The 17,547-nt window shown below is 45.9% G+C and carries 17 protein-coding genes; all 17 read right to left on the bottom strand.

The window, feature by feature from the left end:
• Positions 1-6: 6 nt before the first annotated feature.
• Positions 7-1,623: a flagellar basal-body MS-ring/collar protein FliF gene (gene fliF / locus RUW00_RS02155; protein ID WP_280145093.1), complete on the bottom strand. Its 1,617-nt coding sequence runs from the start codon at positions 1,621-1,623 to the stop codon at positions 7-9.
• Positions 1,624-1,665: 42 nt separating this feature from the next.
• A complete protein-coding gene (gene fliE / locus RUW00_RS02150; RefSeq protein ID WP_280145092.1) occupies positions 1,666-1,986 on the bottom strand; it encodes a flagellar hook-basal body complex protein FliE in 321 nt (106 codons plus the stop codon).
• Between the two features lie 10 nt (positions 1,987-1,996).
• Complete coding sequence (gene flgC / locus RUW00_RS02145) at positions 1,997-2,449, bottom strand: flagellar basal body rod protein FlgC (RefSeq protein WP_003154259.1); 453 nt, start codon at positions 2,447-2,449, stop codon at positions 1,997-1,999.
• On the bottom strand, positions 2,449-2,838 hold the full coding sequence (gene flgB, locus RUW00_RS02140) for a flagellar basal body rod protein FlgB (protein ID WP_003154260.1): 390 nt from the start codon (positions 2,836-2,838) through the stop codon (positions 2,449-2,451). The genes flgC and flgB overlap by 1 nt, the downstream gene beginning before the upstream one ends.
• Positions 2,839-3,191: 353 nt before the next feature.
• Positions 3,192-3,971 (bottom strand): GTP-sensing pleiotropic transcriptional regulator CodY, encoded by a 780-nt coding sequence (gene codY, locus RUW00_RS02135; RefSeq protein WP_003154263.1) that lies wholly within the window; start codon positions 3,969-3,971, stop codon positions 3,192-3,194.
• A 37-nt stretch (positions 3,972-4,008) separates the two neighbouring features.
• Positions 4,009-5,412, bottom strand: coding sequence for an ATP-dependent protease ATPase subunit HslU (gene hslU, locus RUW00_RS02130; protein ID WP_017417774.1), 1,404 nt, complete (start codon positions 5,410-5,412; stop codon positions 4,009-4,011).
• 16 nt (positions 5,413-5,428) lie between these two features.
• The gene (gene hslV, locus RUW00_RS02125) at positions 5,429-5,974 is read right to left on the bottom strand and encodes an ATP-dependent protease subunit HslV (RefSeq protein WP_280145091.1); all 546 of its coding nucleotides are present in this window, start codon (positions 5,972-5,974) and stop codon (positions 5,429-5,431) included.
• 15 nt (positions 5,975-5,989) lie between these two features.
• A complete protein-coding gene (gene xerC, locus RUW00_RS02120; RefSeq protein WP_007409774.1) occupies positions 5,990-6,907 on the bottom strand; it encodes a tyrosine recombinase XerC in 918 nt (305 codons plus the stop codon).
• A gap of 69 nt (positions 6,908-6,976) precedes the next feature.
• Positions 6,977-8,284, bottom strand: a complete 1,308-nt coding sequence (gene trmFO / locus RUW00_RS02115; RefSeq protein WP_160182662.1) for an FADH(2)-oxidizing methylenetetrahydrofolate--tRNA-(uracil(54)-C(5))-methyltransferase TrmFO — start codon at positions 8,282-8,284, stop codon at positions 6,977-6,979.
• A gap of 64 nt (positions 8,285-8,348) precedes the next feature.
• Positions 8,349-10,424 (bottom strand): type I DNA topoisomerase, encoded by a 2,076-nt coding sequence (gene topA, locus RUW00_RS02110; RefSeq protein WP_095271967.1) that lies wholly within the window; start codon positions 10,422-10,424, stop codon positions 8,349-8,351.
• A 181-nt stretch (positions 10,425-10,605) separates the two neighbouring features.
• Positions 10,606-11,505, bottom strand: coding sequence for a DNA-processing protein DprA (gene dprA, locus RUW00_RS02105; protein ID WP_061862189.1), 900 nt, complete (start codon positions 11,503-11,505; stop codon positions 10,606-10,608).
• Positions 11,506-11,570: 65 nt separating this feature from the next.
• On the bottom strand, positions 11,571-12,473 hold the full coding sequence (sucD, locus tag RUW00_RS02100; protein WP_003154281.1) for a succinate--CoA ligase subunit alpha: 903 nt from the start codon (positions 12,471-12,473) through the stop codon (positions 11,571-11,573).
• 28 nt (positions 12,474-12,501) lie between these two features.
• Positions 12,502-13,659, bottom strand: a complete 1,158-nt coding sequence (gene sucC, locus RUW00_RS02095; protein ID WP_003154283.1) for an ADP-forming succinate--CoA ligase subunit beta — start codon at positions 13,657-13,659, stop codon at positions 12,502-12,504.
• Positions 13,660-13,833: 174 nt separating this feature from the next.
• Positions 13,834-14,115, bottom strand: a complete 282-nt coding sequence (locus RUW00_RS02090; protein WP_014417762.1) for a FlhB-like flagellar biosynthesis protein — start codon at positions 14,113-14,115, stop codon at positions 13,834-13,836.
• Positions 14,112-15,815, bottom strand: coding sequence for a glycosyl transferase (locus RUW00_RS02085; RefSeq protein WP_280145090.1), 1,704 nt, complete (start codon positions 15,813-15,815; stop codon positions 14,112-14,114). The genes RUW00_RS02090 and RUW00_RS02085 overlap by 4 nt, the downstream gene beginning before the upstream one ends.
• Positions 15,816-15,831: 16 nt before the next feature.
• A complete protein-coding gene (locus RUW00_RS02080) occupies positions 15,832-16,599 on the bottom strand; it encodes a ribonuclease HII (RefSeq protein ID WP_021493691.1) in 768 nt (255 codons plus the stop codon).
• Between the two features lie 72 nt (positions 16,600-16,671).
• Complete coding sequence (gene ylqF / locus RUW00_RS02075) at positions 16,672-17,520, bottom strand: ribosome biogenesis GTPase YlqF (RefSeq protein ID WP_007611396.1); 849 nt, start codon at positions 17,518-17,520, stop codon at positions 16,672-16,674.
• Between the last annotated feature and the right edge of the window lie 27 nt (positions 17,521-17,547).

The following is a 17,547-nucleotide window of genomic DNA, read 5'->3' as shown; positions in this document are numbered from 1 at the left end:
TTCCCCCTAATCCTCGTCCAGCCAGCTTCGAAGCAATTTAGCAAAGTCTTCCGGTTTTTCTTTAGCCATTTTTTCAAGCTGTTTTCGTCTGACTGTTTCTTCCGTTTCAATTTTCTCTTCGTTGATATCAGGCAATCGAACCGGCTCCGGCGGTGTTTCATATTCATATTCTTCGTATTCATCCTCTTGTGAGCGTTTCTTTCTGATAAGGAGAATAATAAGCAGAATAATGGCCGCAAGCAGTACGCCGCCTGTAATGTATACCCAGATCGGAAGCCCTGAAGATTGTGCCGAATCTGTGTTCAGGCTTGTTTTTCCGTCAAACGGCTGAACGGATACAACGATTTTATTGTTGATATCATTGTCTGTCAGGTTTTGATTTTGCGTTTCGTTTTTATCAAGAGACGTTCTGACGACCGTTCCTAAAATCTTCTGTATATCAGCCTGTCTCTGTGCTGATAAGGAAGCGGCATTTTTCGGATTAGGCGGCTCCACCATGACCTGAATGCCTAAATCACGCACTTTATACGGGCTTTCCGCGATTTCTTTATGAATGCGGTTGACTTCATAGTTGATTTTATTGCTGCTTTTTTCGTAGTCCCCGCTGTTTGAACCGTCATTTGTACCTGCATAATTTTTGTTCGCGATATCATCGCTTCCCGTTCCGGCCGTGCCGCCGTTGGCCGCGCCGTCGCCTTTATACGTTTCCGCAACTTTTTCGGCGCTTACCGCTATGCCTTCCATGTTATCTTTATCGACAGGTTCGACAGTGTCTTCAGTGCGTTTTTCCTTCGTGAAGTCAATATCCGCCGTCACGGAAACAACGACCTTATCCTGCCCCATCATTGTGCCGAGCAGTGACTGAACATGTTTTTGAACGTCCTTTTCGACCTGCGACTTAATACCTTGCTGAGAAGCATAACTGTCAGAAACGGACCCTGCACCGCTGTCACTTTTGTCATAATATGTAGAATTTTGATCCATTATGACGATATTATCTTCTTTTAAGTTCGGAACACTTTTAGAAACGAGATGGTACAGCCCGTTGATCTGGTTTTGATCAAGCGAGTAGCCCGGTTTCATCTGCAAAACGATTGAAGCGGACGCTGCCGGCTGATCTTCACCGACGAACACGGCTTCTTTCGGCATATTGATCATGACCTTCGAGCTTTTAATACCGTCCATTTCATTTATCAGGTTTGACAATTCGGTCTGAGTCGCCTCAACCTTTAAAACGTCAAACTCATTATCCGTCAGGCCGAAGCCCGCATTTTGTCCGAAAAACGAATAATCAATTGATCCCGTTTTCGGCAGGCCTTCTGCGGCAAGCTGGACTTTAAGCGAATCCACTTGGCTCTCAGGAACCTTAATGACCGTGCCGCCGTCAGCAAGTTCAGAAGACACCTTTTTCGTATCGAGCTCTTCTTTAATCTTCCCCGCTTCTTCCGCGGACAAATCTTTATAAAGAGGCACCATCTTTTCAGACGAAGTAAAAATAATAACGACGATGAGTAAAATAATGAATGCGGCCAAGCCGCTTACCATGAGTATCTTCTGTGTTTTTGATCTGTTGTTCCAAAACGCTGCCGTTTTGGTTTTCATTTGCATTAGAGTACGATTCATGTTAACCCCCGGTCATTCCAGTCATTCTCTTCAATCTGACCACTACATCTGCATTCTCATGATCTCCTGATAGGCTTCCACGGCTTTATTGCGGAATTCGGTAGCGGCCGTCAGAGAAATATTTGCTTTTTGGGCAGCGATCATGACCTCGTCAAGGTTTACATCCTTTCCTGCAGCCAGTTCGTTCGTTATTTGGTCAGATTTCACTTGTGACTCATTTAACGAATCAATAGAGTTTTTTAAAAGCTCCGAAAAGCTTGTTTGGTTTGAAGAATCAGTTTTTTGAGTTTGGTTTAATTGATTCGTTATGTTTTGAGTGTTTTGGGTTTGTTGAAGCTGAAAAGGAGTAATAGCGTTAACCACTTACATCACCTTACTTTCCGATTTCTAAAGCCTTCAAAAGCATGCCTTTGGAGGCGTTTAATGCAGTTACGTTTGCTTCATATGATCTCGTGCTGCTGACAAGATCCACCATTTCCTTTAATGGATCTACATTTGGTTTTTGTACATATCCGTCTTTATTCGCATCAGGATTCTCCGGATCATAAACGAGATTAAAAGCGGACGGGTCTTCCGTAACACCAGATACCTTTACGCCATTTCCCGCGCTTCCTGTTCCGTTCATCTTGGAATGTAAAAGGGACGAAAATGATTCGCCTCCGGATTGGAGAGATACCAGCTTTCTTCTGTAAGGCACCCATTCGCCATTTACCTGCTTCGCTCTCGTTGTATCCATATTGGCCAGGTTGGACGATACGACGTCCATCCGGACACGCTGTGCAGTTAAAGCGGAACCCGAAATATTTAAGCTTTGAAAGCCACTCATTATTTTCCTCCTGTCAAGACGGTTTTCAGAGAATTGAATTTGCCGCTCATTCTTTCAACCAAAGCCTGATAATTAATTTGGTTTTCGGCTAAATCTGTCATTTCTTTGTCGATATCGACATTGTTTCCGTTTTGCTGGTACGATGTATCACTGCTGGACACGATAGAATAATCGTCCCCCGAACCCGTAAAGTCAACGTGCCGATAGTCGGTTTTTACAGCCTCAAGATTGGATGTTTCCTGATCTAACAAATTTCGGAAAGAGACTTTTTTTGCCTTATAGTTCGGTGTATCTATATTGGCGATATTATTAGTTAAGACTTTTTGCTTAATGTCCGCTCTCCCCAAGGCATTCTCAAGATTTTGTATAGTTCCAGAAAATAAGTCCAAATCCACTTACCTCCATTTCAGATATTTTTCTCCTAAAAATCCTTGTCGAGAATTGTAAAACCATATGCTTATTGTAAGAAATAACAGGCTTAAAGTCTATGAAGTTAGGCTAAAAAAAAGTGCTCAATTATATCTATTTTGCATGTGGGTATTAAGTCCTAGAATATTTGTACTACAAGGATTTGTTTAATATAAGACTGAAAATAGCAGAATTTCTGTATCTTCCTCCTTTTTTCACACAGCAAGATGGATTATCTCAGATCAGATTCCAATAAGCAACTTTAAACTGCAACTTTTCACCTATTGTCCATAAAAAAAGCAGGACCCCCATTTTCAGGGACCCTGCTTTTGTCTTAATGAGATTTAAGATTTTCCAATTCAATAAGGAATTTGTTGTTCAGAACTTTAATGTACGTCCCCTTCATTCCCAGTGATCTGGATTCAATGACGCCTGCGCTTTCCAGCTTTCTCAGCGCGTTAACGATTACTGAACGCGTAATGCCGACACGGTCCGCAATCTTACTTGCCACAAGCAAGCCTTCGTTTCCGTCAAGCTCTTCAAAGATATGCTCAATCGCTTCAAGTTCACTGTAAGACAGAGAACTGATCGCCATTTGAACAACTGCTTTGCTTCGCGCCTCTTCTTCGATTTCTTCCGCTTTTTCTCTTAAAATCTCCATTCCTACAACGGTTGCTCCGTATTCAGCAAGAATGAGATCATCATCTTCAAATTGATCCTGCAGACGGGACAGAATCAGCGTGCCCAGTCTCTCTCCTCCGCCGATGATCGGCACGATCGTTGTTAAGCCCGCTTGGAACAGGTCTCTGTTTTCCACAGGAAACGCCGTGTATTCGCTGTTGATATCAAGGTTTGAAGACGTCTCCGGAACATTGAACAGATTTCTCGTGTACTCTTCCGGGAACTGGCGGTCTTCAAGCATTTTTTTCATACGGTCATTTTCAATCTGCTGATTAATAGAGTAGCCCAAAAGCTTTCCTCTGCGGCTGACGACGAAAATATTAGAATCAATGACGTCACGAAGCGTTTCAGCCATTTCTTTAAAGTTTACGGGTTTGCCTGCCGCAGCCTGCAGCATGCTGTTAATAATTCGTGTTTTTTGTAGTAAAGCCATGATAAATAATCCTCCTAGAATTCCTCTTATTAAATTTTCACAATATAAATTGACTTAGATCTTTGTTGTTTGCAATCGTTCCGAGCTTTTCTTCAACGTATTGCGGCGTGATGGCTACTTTTTCCATCGTTACGTCCGGCGCTTCAAACGACAGGTCTTCCAAGAGACGTTCCAATATCGTGTGAAGCCTTCTCGCTCCGATGTTGTCCGTATCCTGATTCACATGATAAGCCACTTCGGCGATCTTACGAATAGCTTCGTCAGAAAATTCAAGAGATATACCTTCTGTCTGCAATAAAGCCTGATATTGTTTTAACAGCGCGTTATCGGGTTCGACGAGAATCTTCACAAAATCATCTACCGTCAGTTTGCTCAATTCTACACGAATCGGAAAGCGGCCCTGCAGCTCCGGAATCAGATCAGACGGTTTGGCCATATGGAATGCCCCGGCTGCGATAAACAGCACGTGATCTGTTTTGACGGAGCCGTATTTCGTGACGACGGTAGATCCTTCGACAATCGGAAGGATATCTCTTTGAACGCCTTCTCTCGATACATCTGCTGAGGAAGAAGCCCCTCCGTTTTTTGCGATTTTATCTATTTCGTCAATAAAGATAATGCCGCCCTCTTCAGCTCTTAACACGGCCTCTTGGCCGACTTCATCCATATCGATTAATTTGCCTGCCTCTTCATTGGTCAGAACCTTCCTTGCTTCTCTGACCGTCATTTTGCGGCGTTTTTTCTTTTTTGGCACCAGATTGCTCAGCGCATCCTGCATATTCATGCCCATCTGCTCCATCCCGGAGCCTTGCAGCATGTCAAACATCGACGGCTGCTGCTCTTCCACCTCTACGGAGACGTAATGGTCTTCGAGCTCTCCCAATGCGAGCTGATGCGCCATGCGCTTTCTTTTCTCTTCAAGGCTTGCTTCTTCCTGCTGGTCGGTTTCATCATCATTTGCCGCCTGGCTTCCTCCGAAAAGCATTTCAAACGGATTTTTCACACCCGCTTGTTTTTTCTTTCCCGGAACGAGAAGCCGCACTATACGTTTGTTTGCATTTTCTTCAGCCTGTTCTTTCACTTCGCTGATTTTTTCTTCTTTAATGAGCCGCACGGATGTCTCAACGAGGTCTCTGACCATTGATTCAACATCTCTGCCTACATAGCCGACTTCTGTAAATTTTGTCGCTTCAATTTTTATAAATGGCGCACCGGTAAGCTTGGCGATCCGTCTGGCGATCTCTGTTTTCCCCACCCCGGTCGGGCCCATCATCAGGATGTTTTTGGGAACGATCTCGTCTCTCAGTTTTTCATCAAGAAGACTTCTGCGATAGCGGTTTCTTAATGCCACGGCGACAGCTTTTTTCGCATCCTGCTGTCCTACAATGTATTGATCCAACCGATCTACGATTTGTCTCGGTGTTAACGGTTTGTTTTCCATGCGCCTCAAGTCCTTTCTAATCAAGTTCTTCCAAAATGATCTGATCGTTTGTGTACACACAAATCTCGCCCGCGATTTTTAAAGCGGCTTTTGCAATATCTTTGGCGGACAGATTCTCTCCGGCATAGGTTTTCAGCGCTCTTCCTGCTGACAGGGCGTAGTTTCCGCCGGAGCCGATTGCCAAAATGCCGTCATCCGGCTCAATCACTTCACCTGTTCCCGATACGAGAAGCAAGGTATCCTGGTTCATGACAATCAGCATGGCTTCCAGCTTACGCAGCACTTTATCGCTGCGCCATTCTTTCGCAAGCTCAACCGACGCACGTTTTAAATTGCCGTTGTATTCTTCAAGCTTCGCCTCAAACATTTCAAAAAGTGTGAAAGCGTCTGCAACAGATCCCGCAAATCCGGCCAGAACCTTTCCGTTAAACAGCTTTCTCACTTTTCTCGCGGTATGTTTCATGACTACAGCCTGACCGAATGTGACCTGGCCGTCTCCTGACATAGCGCTTTTCCCGTTATGCCGGACGGCAAAAATCGTTGTCGCATGAAAAGATGACATGAGAAGGGCCTCCTTTTAATTTTCTTTAAAAGCTCTCGGGTGGTGGGACATATATGTGTTTCTCAGCATTTCCTTCGATACATGCGTGTATATCTGCGTAGAAGACAGATTGGAATGGCCCAAAAGCTCCTGGACGCTTCTTAAATCAGCCCCTTCATTCAGCAGATGAGTCGCAAACGTGTGCCGAAGCATATGCGGGTGTATATGTAAAGTGCCGGATGCTTTTTTTACAAGCCCGCTTAAAATATACCGGATTCCTCTGGCGGTCAGCGGGCCGCCTCTTTGATTGACAAACAGCACATCATGAGGCTCTTTTGCTTTTTCAAGCAGGCACTGCCTTCCGCTGTTGATATACAGCTCCAGCGCATCACGGGCATATGAGCCGAACGGGATATAGCGCTGCTTCTTGCCTTTCCCGTGAACGAGCACCGTATCCATGAACAGGTCAAGATCGCCGACAGTAAGCGTACAGCACTCACTGACCCTCATTCCGGTCGCATAAAGAAGCTCAAGCAGGGCCTGATCGCGCATCCCTGACGGCTGACTTCTGTCTGAAACAGCGAATAGTTCCTCAAGTTCTTTTTCATAAAGAAACTTCGGAATCCGTTTCTCTTGTTTCGGCAGATGAACAAGCTGAAACGGATTCTCTTCAACAAGCTTTTCCCTCATTAAAAATTTATAGAAGCTTCTCAAAGCTGAAATTTTCTTGCTGATTGTTTTTCTTGACAGGCCTTTTTCATAAGCCTCTGTCAAAAATATTCTCACATCATGATATGCAGCTTCTTTCATTCCATTTATATTTTGAGCATGCAGAAACATCCCAAATTCTTCAATCGAATTAACATAATTCACAATAGTATATTGTGAATAATTTTTTTCAATTTGTAAATATTCAACGAATAACTTTAAAAAAAAGTTAACATTCTCAGTCATTATGAAGACCTCCCTCTCCGAAGGGCTTTTAAATGGTATCATATAATGCATCGAAGTTGCAATGAAAAGCTATATCGTTTTCGAAATAGTTTGAATAGTCTCAATTGCGCGTTTAGCGTATTCTTCATTTCGTTCTTTTTTGTTTTTAATTTTTACAGGCAATTCTTTTAAGAGGCCGAAGTTTGCATTCATCGGCTGGAAGTTCTTCTGATTTGTCGTCGTAATGTAGTGAGCCATGCTTCCGATCGCCGTCTCCTGCGGGAATGTCACAAGATCCTGACCGAGCACAAGTTTGGCGGCATTGATTCCCGCTACAAGACCTGAAGCGGCAGATTCAACATAACCCTCTACGCCGGTCATTTGGCCCGCGAAAAACAGATCGTTCCGCTGTTTAAATTGATATGTCGGGTTCAAAAGGCTCGGCGAGTTGATAAATGTGTTTCTGTGCATGACGCCGTATCTGACGATATCAACATTTTCAAGGCCGGGGATCAGTTTAAGCACTTCTTTTTGGTCTCCCCATTTTAAATGTGTCTGAAAACCTACAATATTATAAAGCGTTCCCGCCGCATCATCCTGTCTGAGCTGAACGACTGCATAAGGGCGCTTGCCTGTTTTCGGATCTTCCAGTCCGACCGGTTTCATCGGTCCGAACAGCATCGTTTTCTTGCCTCTTTTCGCCATGACTTCAATCGGCATGCAGCCTTCAAAGAAGATTTCTTTCTCGAATTCTTTTAAAGGTACCGTCTCAGCCGTCGTCAATGCTTCATAGAAACGGTCGAACTCTTCCTCTGTCATCGGGCAATTTAAGTACGCCGCTTCTCCCTTGTCATAACGGGATTTTAAGTACACTTTCTCCATATCAAGGCTGTCTTTTTCGACAATCGGCGCCGCCGCGTCATAAAAATACAGATACTCTTCTCCCGTGAGCTCTTTCAGCTGCTGTGAAAGCGATTCTGACGTAAGCGGTCCGGTCGCGATAACAGTCGGGCCTTCCGGAATCTCTGTTACTTCCTCAGTAAGAACCGTTACGTTCGGATGGTTTTTCACGAGATCCGTCACGCTTTCCGCAAATTCATGACGGTCAACGGCAAGCGCTCCCCCTGCCGGAACCGAGCATTTATCAGCAGATTGAATGATTGCCGAGTCAAGGGCCCGCATTTCTTCTTTTAATACGCCTACCGCATTGGCGAGTGTATTTGAACGGAGGGAGTTGCTGCATACCAGTTCGGCGAATTTATCAGTATGATGGGCTGCCGTCTGCCTGACGGGCCGCATTTCATATAGTTTCACTTGAATTCCTCGTTTTGCAAGCTGCCATGCCGCTTCACTTCCGGCAAGGCCTGCTCCGATTACATTAACTGTTTGCTGGTTCATTTCTTTTCATCTCCTGTTGTTTGTCCCTTCCACACAAAGAAGGTGAGCAAGGCTCTGCTCACCGCTACTTCTGTGGTTCTTCCTTATAATCGCATTCGACGCATTGGACTTGTATGCCTTTTTTAAGCTTTTTCTCTACGAGCATATTTTCACATTTCGGGCATTTTCGTTCAATCGGTTTGTCCCAAGATACGAAGTCGCATTCAGGATAACGGTCACAGCCGTAAAAGACGCGTTTCTTTTTTGATTTTCGTTCGACAATGTTTCCTTCATGGCACTTAGGACATTTTACGCCGATTTGTTTGACAATCGGTTTTGTGTTCCGGCAGTCAGGGAAGTTGGAGCACGCCATAAATTTGCCGTATCGGCCCATTTTATAAACCATCCGGGAGCCGCATAATTCACAATCTTCATCGGCGTATTCAGGTTCGATTTCCACTTCTTTCATTTCGGCTTCCGCTTTTTTCACGCGTTTTTCGAAGTCGGTGTAGAAGCTATCAATGATTTGAACCCATTCTGTCTGGCCATCTTCAACATGGTCAAGGTCTCTTTCCATTTTAGCCGTGAATTCAACATTGATGATTTCCGGGAAAAACTCCATGATAAGATCCAGCACGATCTGCCCAAGCTCAGTCGGCACAAACCGTTTATTGTCTAATCCCACGTAACCGCGGCGCTGGATGGTGTCAAGAGTCGGCGCATATGTCGAAGGACGGCCGATCCCCAGTTCTTCAAGTGTTTTAACCAGGCGCGCCTCTGTATAACGCGGAGGCGGCTGAGTAAAGTGCTGCTCAGGCTCAATATCTTTCGATAAAACCGTGTCTCCCTCTTTAAGGTCCGGAAGCATGCGGTCTTTTTCTTCCAGCTGATCGTCTTTACCCTCTACATAGACTTTCATGAAGCCGGCGAATTTGACTTTACTTCCGTTTGCCCGGAATGTCAATCCGTTATTGCTGAGATCGACGCTCATCGTATCTAGGACTGCAGGCGCCATCTGGCTTGCAACAAAGCGCTCCCAAATCAGCTTGTATAATCTGAGCTGGTCTCTTCCAAGCACCGCTTTTAAGTCGGCAGGTTTTCTGAGCACCGAAGTCGGGCGGATCGCTTCGTGGGCATCTTGAGCATTTTCATTTTTCTTTGCCGGTTTCCGTTTTCCCGCTAAGTACTCTTTTCCGTACGCCTGATCAATAAAAGCTGACGCTTCTTCAACGGCTGTATTGGAAATCCGCGTTGAGTCCGTTCTCATATACGTGATGAGCCCGACTGTCCCTTCTTTGCCGAGATCAATTCCTTCATATAATTGCTGAGCGATCATCATCGTTTTCTTCGCTCTGAAATTCAGCTTCCTGGCAGCCTCCTGCTGCAGAGTGGACGTTGTAAACGGCAGAGCGGGATTTCGTTTGCGCTCTTTTTTCGTAACCTTGTCAACTGTATACTTATTGCCTTTCAGCTGAGCAAGGATGGCTTTTACGTCTTCTTCGCTTTTTAAAGGAAGCTTTTTGCCGCTTTTCCCGAAAAATCCGGCTTCAAACGTCTCTTTTCCCTTTAAAAATGAGCCGGTAATCGTCCAGTACTCTTCAGGTTTAAAGTCGTTGATTTCCTTTTCCCGGTCGATGATCAGCCGGAGCGCAACGGATTGCACACGGCCCGCACTGAGGCCTTTTTTTACTTTTTTCCAAAGAATCGGGCTGATTTTGTATCCGACGAGTCTGTCTAGTATGCGGCGCGCCTGCTGCGCATCGACAAGATCCATATTAATCATGCGCGGATGTTTAAATGATTCTTTAATGGCGTCTTTCGTTATTTCATTAAAGACGACCCGGCAGTCCGAGCTGAGATCCAGATCAAGGCTGTGTGCGAGATGCCATGCAATCGCTTCCCCTTCTCTGTCGGGGTCGGCCGCGAGATAGACTTTTTTTGCTTTCTTTGCCGCTGTTTTTAATTCTTTTAAAACAGGGCCTTTTCCGCGGATCGTAATATATTTCGGTTCAAAGTTCTGTTCGATGTCAACTCCCATTTGACTTTTCGGAAGATCCCGGACATGTCCCATTGAAGCCTTGACTTTATATTTCTTCCCTAAATAACGTTCAATCGTTTTCGCCTTTGCCGGCGATTCCACGATGACTAGATAATCAGACATTTTCATCCCCCTCAAGAGGTGTTCTCTCTCTTTTCAAGTATCAATTCATTTTAGAGCTGCCTTTTTATGGCTTTCAACATTTCATTCTTTATGATGAACGTCATTTTATACATGAAAATAATGTGCAACTTTAAATCCTCACTATTATTAAATATTACAATACCGTTTGTCAAACGATATTTCAAAAGGGTTCCGTATACTGAACGCATCGGGCGGTCAGCTCTCCGTCAATATCCTCTGCGCATAATACAGCTTTCGCCCCTTCTTGAATGAGTTTTATAGGTCCTCCGGAATATGGATTAAATATGGAACCCGGAACGGCAAATACCTCTCTGCCTTGATCGAGGGCCTGGTAAGCTGTGATTAATGAACCGCTTTTTTCTTTTCCCTGCACGACCACAATTCCTTCACTTAGTCCGCTGATTATGCGGTTTCTCATCGGAAAGTGCCATTTTTTCGGCTTTGTTTCAGGAGGATGTTCTGAGAGTAGGAGATGGTGTTCAGCCATGTATTCTGCTAACAGGAGATTTTCCCGGGGATAGATATGATGGAATCCGCCGGCTATCACGCCGATCGTAAGCCCTTTTGCCCTGATGCTCGCCTTATGAGACAATCCGTCTATACCGGATGCAAGCCCGCTTACAATGACCCAGCCTTTTTTTGAGAGTTCGGCGGAAAGATGCCCAGCCGCTTTTATTCCGTCTTCCGTCGGTTTCCGCGTTCCTACAATCCCGATTTTTCTGCCTTTTTCAAGAAGCAGCGTGTTCCCTTTTGCATACAAGACAGCCGGCGGATCATAAATCGCTTTAAGCCATGTTGGATAACGGCTTGATGAAATCGGAATGACAGTAATGCCTTCGCGGCGGTAATCGGACAGAACTTCATCAAGTTCCGGTTCCTTGCGCTCTATTTCCCGAAAAATTGCTTTCGGGGCTGTTTTCCCTTCTGATAAAACAGTTAATGGATGCGGATCCGGTAAAAAAGACAGAGAGTGATCAGCTTTCCACCATTTTAATAGAAGAGACGGGGAAATGATTTGATTAATACTGCAGACCATTAAACAGCGCGATGCTTGATCCAAATCTTGCAACCTCCTCTTTTTTTCAGCAAAAACAGGAACAGCCATTACGGCTGCCCCTGCTTCGATCAGTGCGTTTTGCACGTTTCAAATAAGCCTTTTTCTTTTAACACCTTAATCAGCGTTTCACCCATTACAGAAGGGGTTTCCGCGACTTCAATTCCGCAGGCGTTCATCGTTTTGACTTTTTCTTCTGCCGTGCCTTTTCCTCCGGAGATGATGGCGCCCGCGTGGCCCATGCGTTTTCCCGGAGGCGCGGTTTTACCGCCGATAAAGCCGACAACAGGCTTCGTCATGTTCGCTTTCACCCACTCAGCCGCTTCTTCTTCAGCTGTGCCGCCGATTTCTCCGATCATGATGACGGCATGTGTTTCAGGATCTTCATTGAACGCTTTTAACACGTCAATAAAGTTCGTGCCGTTGACCGGATCGCCGCCGATCCCTACAGCGGTAGATTGGCCTACGCCGGCTTCTGAAAGCTGATGGACGGCCTCGTATGTCAATGTTCCTGAACGGGATACAACGCCTACATGGCCCTTTTTATGAATGTATCCCGGCATAATGCCGATCTTGCATTCTTCAGGTGTAATAACACCCGGGCAGTTCGGCCCTATTAATCTCGTTTTCTTGCCTTCCATAAAGCGCTTCACTTTCACCATGTCCAAAACCGGAATGTGCTCAGTGATACAAATGACAAGATCAATTTCCGCGTCAACCGCTTCCATAATTGCGTCCGCCGCAAACGGAGCCGGCACGTAAATAACTGACGCATCAGCGCCCGTTGTATGAACCGCTTCTGCGACCGTATTGAATACCGGTACGCCTTCCGCTTCCGTTCCGCCTTTTCCAGGTGTTACACCGCCAACGATATTCGTGCCGTATTCCAGCATCTGCTTTGTATGAAATAAAGCGGTAGAACCTGTAATCCCCTGTACAATAACTCTTGTATCTTTATTGATAAAAACACTCATTATCTGGTCCCCTGCCTTTCATTCTTTCCTAAACTAAGGATACGATTTTCTGTGCGCCGTCTGCCATTGATTCCGCAGATGTGATGTTTAAGCCTGATTCATTCAGGATTTTCTTTCCTAAATCTACGTTTGTCCCTTCAAGGCGCACGACCAGCGGCAATGTCAATCCGACTTGTCTCGTCGCTTCAACAACGCCCTCGGCGATGACATCACACTTCATGATGCCTCCGAAAATATTAACGAAAATTCCTTTTACGTTTTGATCGGAAAGAATGATTTTAAAAGCTTCCGTAACTTTTTCTGCGGTTGCGCCGCCCCCGACATCAAGGAAGTTTGCAGGTTCTCCGCCGTAGTGTTTAATGATATCCATTGTAGACATTGCAAGACCCGCGCCGTTTACCATACAGCCGATATTTCCATCAAGGGAAATGTAGCTTAAATCGTATTTTGACGCTTCGATTTCTTTCGGATCTTCTTCATCTAAATCTCTGTATTCCATAATGTCTTTTTGTCTGTATAACGCATTGCTGTCGAAGTTCAGTTTAGCATCCAGCGCCATGACGTTTCCGTCCCCCGTAACGACGAGAGGGTTGATCTCGGCGATGGAGCAGTCCTTCTCAACAAATGCTTTATATAAGCCGAGCATAAATTTAGCGGCTTTGCCGACAAGCTCTTTCGGGATGTTAATTGCGAATGCAATTTCCCTTGCCTGATAGCCCTGAAGGCCGACAGCCGGATCAATTACCGCTTTTTTAATTTTTTCAGGTGTTTTTTCCGCTACTTCTTCAATCTCCGTTCCGCCTTCTTCAGACGCCATTAAAACGATTCTTGAAGTAGCGCGGTCAAGTACAAGCCCGACATAGTATTCCTTTTTAATATCGCAGCCTTCTTCAATAAGTAAGCGTTTTATTACTTGTCCGTCCGGACCCGTTTGATGTGTGACGAGCGTCTTGCCTAACAGTTCTTCGGCATACTCTTTCACTTCATCTTTTGTTTTTGCAATCTTTACCCCACCAGCTTTGCCGCGGCCGCCAGCATGGATTTGCGCCTTTACGACATAAACCGAGCTTGACAGGCTCTCTGCTTTTTCAACTGCTTCCTCTGCTGTAAAAGCCACTTTACCTTCAGGAACAGACACCCCGTATTTTCTGAGGACTTCTTTTCCCTGGTACTCATGGATATTCATTTCCCATCCTCCTAACTTATGTAGCAAAACTAAAAATAGACTGCGCTTTCATTCTATATAATACTGGAAGAATTGTCTAGGGTTCAAAACAAAATCTTTATATCCTTCCAAACATTCTAACTTTTATTTTATTGAAAATATAAATTTAAACGGAGTCCGGGAAATGAATGGTCCTTATTTTTCGTTTTTCAGGGTTTCGTCCAGTCTGTAAACAAATGAAAAAATTTCGGCAACGGTTTCATAAAGCGCCTCCGGTATCTGATCGTCAACCGTCAAATGGCGCATTAATTCGACAAGGGTCCTGTCTTCCTGAATGGGGACCCCAGCCTTCTCAGCTTCTTTTATAATATTTTCCGCCACGTGCCCCCTGCCTGTTGCGACAACCTTCGGGACTTGGTCTTTCTGCCGGTCGTAATGCAGGGCGACAGCTCTTCTTAACGGCGTTTGCTCTTTCATATTTTCACATCCACTTTTCTTCCGCCGTCTTTTTCTATAAACTCTTCCACAAGAGCGCTCTGGTCTTTCGGGCGCCGTTTTTTAGCCGTGACGCCTGACAGGCTGAAGCCCGTTTCTTTTACGGCTTCTTTTAAAGCCGGTACGAGAGGGTCGATGGCCGCCTGAAGCTCAAAATCAGTCTCAACCGTAATGGTCATTACATTTTGCTGAATGATGCAGTCCACGACGGTTTCTTGCAGTGTTTCAAGATGCAGCAAAAACAGGAGCCTGCAATGTGACGGATCGAGTTTTCCGTCCGGCTTCTTCCGTCCTTTAAAGAGAACTGTGATGTCATTCTCATACGCGGACGCTCCCAGCGGAAATGACAGCACCATCTGCGTAAAAGAAGGGTTATGCTGCTCAATAAACAGCTGGCCGTTTAATTTATGAATAAGCGGTTCCGCCTCTTGTTTAACGGATTGGGGCGCTTCTTGAAGCGTCCGGACGGCTTGGAGGGCTGTTTTCAGCGCTTGTTTCTCCGGCTGCGGAGACATGCCTTTTTCAAGCGCTGTAATAAATGATAATTCATCACGCGTGCCCAGTCCTTTTTTGATTTTCTGCAAAAGGCTTAATACATCATGTTTTTCCGCATATTTCAATTCGGTGAGCTGAACGGCTTTTTCGAAAACAGCCGCCTCCTGTTCTGTCAAATGTGCTTTTTGAAGAACAGGTGCTGTTTTAAATGTTTTTTCTTGAGAAATGAAAGCCTTAATGATCTCCGCCGTTACTTTTACGGGACGGTTTTCAGTTTTTTCTGCCGATGTCATTAATTTCTCTATAATCTGTTTTGCCGTTTTTTCAGGCAGTTCCGGATCTGTCCGTGCACTCGGAGGAGAAGGTTGGCTTGAGACTGCCTTTCCGTTTTCACGAGTCTCTCGGACAAATGGTGATTGTTTTGATTCCGTCCGTTCTCCTTCATCCATCAGCCCGGTTTCTGAGATCGGCATGCGTGCAGCCTCGGCAAGCTTCTTCAAGAGACGTTCTGCATGTAGATCCGTTTCCGCATTTAACACGTCAGAAACCGCCTCTTTGAGCACAGACAGCTCTTTTGCCGATTGCGGAGCCTGATTGATTGCCTGAAGCAGTCCTGAGAGGAGGCGACGGGCCGGAACCGGATATTTAACGGCATGAATGGCTGACAAGACTTCCGGATGTGCGGGCAGTTCCCGTTTCAGCGCAAATACGATTGTTTCCGCCGCTTTTTTCAATTCGGCGGCCGGAAGCGATTCAGCCCAGCGGATGCAAGCTTTGAGGCTGTTTTCCGTCATCGGCAGCTTCTGCTGCATAAATGTTTCGGCAATCTGCAGAGACACAGGGCCCGGTTTGACAGAAAGAGCGTTTAACAGTCTTCCCGCCGCTTCCTGAACGGTTTTCGGGCTTCCTTCGAATTGGTCAATGACATGAAGCCGGCCCGTTTTTTCCGCCGGCTGTTTGTCATAAGAAAACCAGTAATACGCCTGCGGACGAAGGGCGGTTTCAAGTTTTCCCTGCATCGTCCGGCCGCCGATTTGGATAAGGGCGCTTTGATCGTCCAGCAAACGGAGAACCTTCCCTAACAGCAGCCTTTGAGCGCCGCTGTCTTTACCGCCGTCTTGCCGGTCCGGAGGGATTTCCGCCGTCAGCTGTCTGAAAGCCGCTTGGATTTCGCCGCTTATGTTCATGTCTTAAGCCTCTTTTCTAACAATAAGATTGAACGGGAGCGAACGTTTTTCGGTGAATAGTTGTCGGTCCGTATGCCTGAAGAGCTTCAAGATGTTCTTTCGTTCCGTAGCCTTTATTTTTTTCAAAGCCGTACATGGGGTAGGTTTTGGCGTACTCAGCCATGAGACGGTCCCGCGTTACTTTTGCGATGCAGGCTCCGGCGGCAATTGACACGCTTTTGGCATCCCCTTTTATAACTGATGACTGCGGAATGTCAAGCGGAAGGGTCATGGCATCAACAAGCAGATAATCAGGTATTTCCGTTAAAGCATTGACGGCTTTTACCATCGCCAGTCTCGCGGCCTCATAAATGTTGATCCGGTCAATGACGTCCGCATGGACAATGCCGACTCCTACAGCCGCCGCTTCTTCCGTGATCCGGCTGTAATACTCCTCGAGCTTCTTTTCCGACAATTTCTTCGAGTCCGTGAGACCGAGAATCTCGCATTCTGCCGGCAAAATGACGGCGCCGGCGACAACCGGTCCGGCAAGCGGCCCTCTTCCGGCTTCGTCAACACCCGCAATCAGGCGGAAACCCTTTTTGGATGACAGTCTTTCGTATGCCGTCATGTTCAGCCATTGCTCTTTAAGAGCTTTTTCCTTCGCGTGCTTTTTCAGCCATTGCTCTAAAAGCGTCTGTACGCTTTTTCTCGGGTCTTTCTCACATTGGGCAAGGAAGGGGTCGCTTTCGTCCCTGACCTCTTGCAGGCGTTCTTTTACGCTTTTTACGGTTAATGTATTCACGTTCTCTTCTCCCTTACATTATGTATATCGGTGTTCTGCGGAAAAAATAAAGACCCGCATCGCTGCGCGTCTTTATTCTGATGGTGTTTCAAATGAAAGCCTGCCGAATTTTTCCGTCCGGATGTCCCGAATGATGACTTCCGTTGTTTTATCATAGTCAACCATTCCGCCGCCCATCAAACAGCCGCGTTTTTCACCGATCGCGTCGAAAAGAGCGGCGATATCCTCAGGGATTTCCTGAAGTCCGTAGCGCTCCTTCAAGCGGTCGGGATAATGCTCTTCCAGAAAGCGCAGCCCGAAGACGGCCACATCCTGCAGGTTGATAATCGTATCTTTAATCGCCCCGGTGATCGCCAGGCGCAAGCCGACAAGCTCATCTTCAAATTTAGGCCATAAAATTCCCGGTGTATCGAGCAGCTCTAATTCCTTGCCTACCTTTACCCACTGCTGTGAAGTGGTAATGCCGGGCCTGTCTCCCGTCTTGGCAATGTTTTTCTTGGCCAGCCGGTTAATGAGCGTAGATTTGCCGACATTCGGAATGCCGATGATTAATGCGCGGATTGCTCTTGGCCTAATGCCTTTTGCTTTCATTTTATCGAACTTATCTTTCAGCAGCTCTTTCGAGGACGGCACGATTTGATGCAGTCCCTGCCCGTTAACGGAGTTTATTGAAAGAGAGGGAATGCCCTGTTCCTGAAAGTGGTCCTTCCACTGGGCAGTCACAGCCGCATCCGCCTTATCGGCTTTATTTAAAAGCATAATGCGCGGCTTATTTTTTAAAATCTCCTCAATCATCGGATTTCTCGATGACATCGGGATTCTCGCATCCACCAATTCGTATACGATATCAATTAATTTCAGTTTTTCTGTTACTTCCCGTCTCGCTTTAGCCATATGGCCCGGGAACCATTGAATGGTCATGTGACTTCGACACCTGCCTTATTTACC

Origin of the sequence: Bacillus sp. IS1, from assembly GCF_032461585.1 — a bacterium.
Classification (GTDB): Bacteria; Bacillota; Bacilli; order Bacillales; family Bacillaceae; genus Bacillus; species Bacillus velezensis.
Note: the sequence above shows the minus strand (reverse complement) of the source record. Positions and strands in the feature narration are given on the sequence as shown.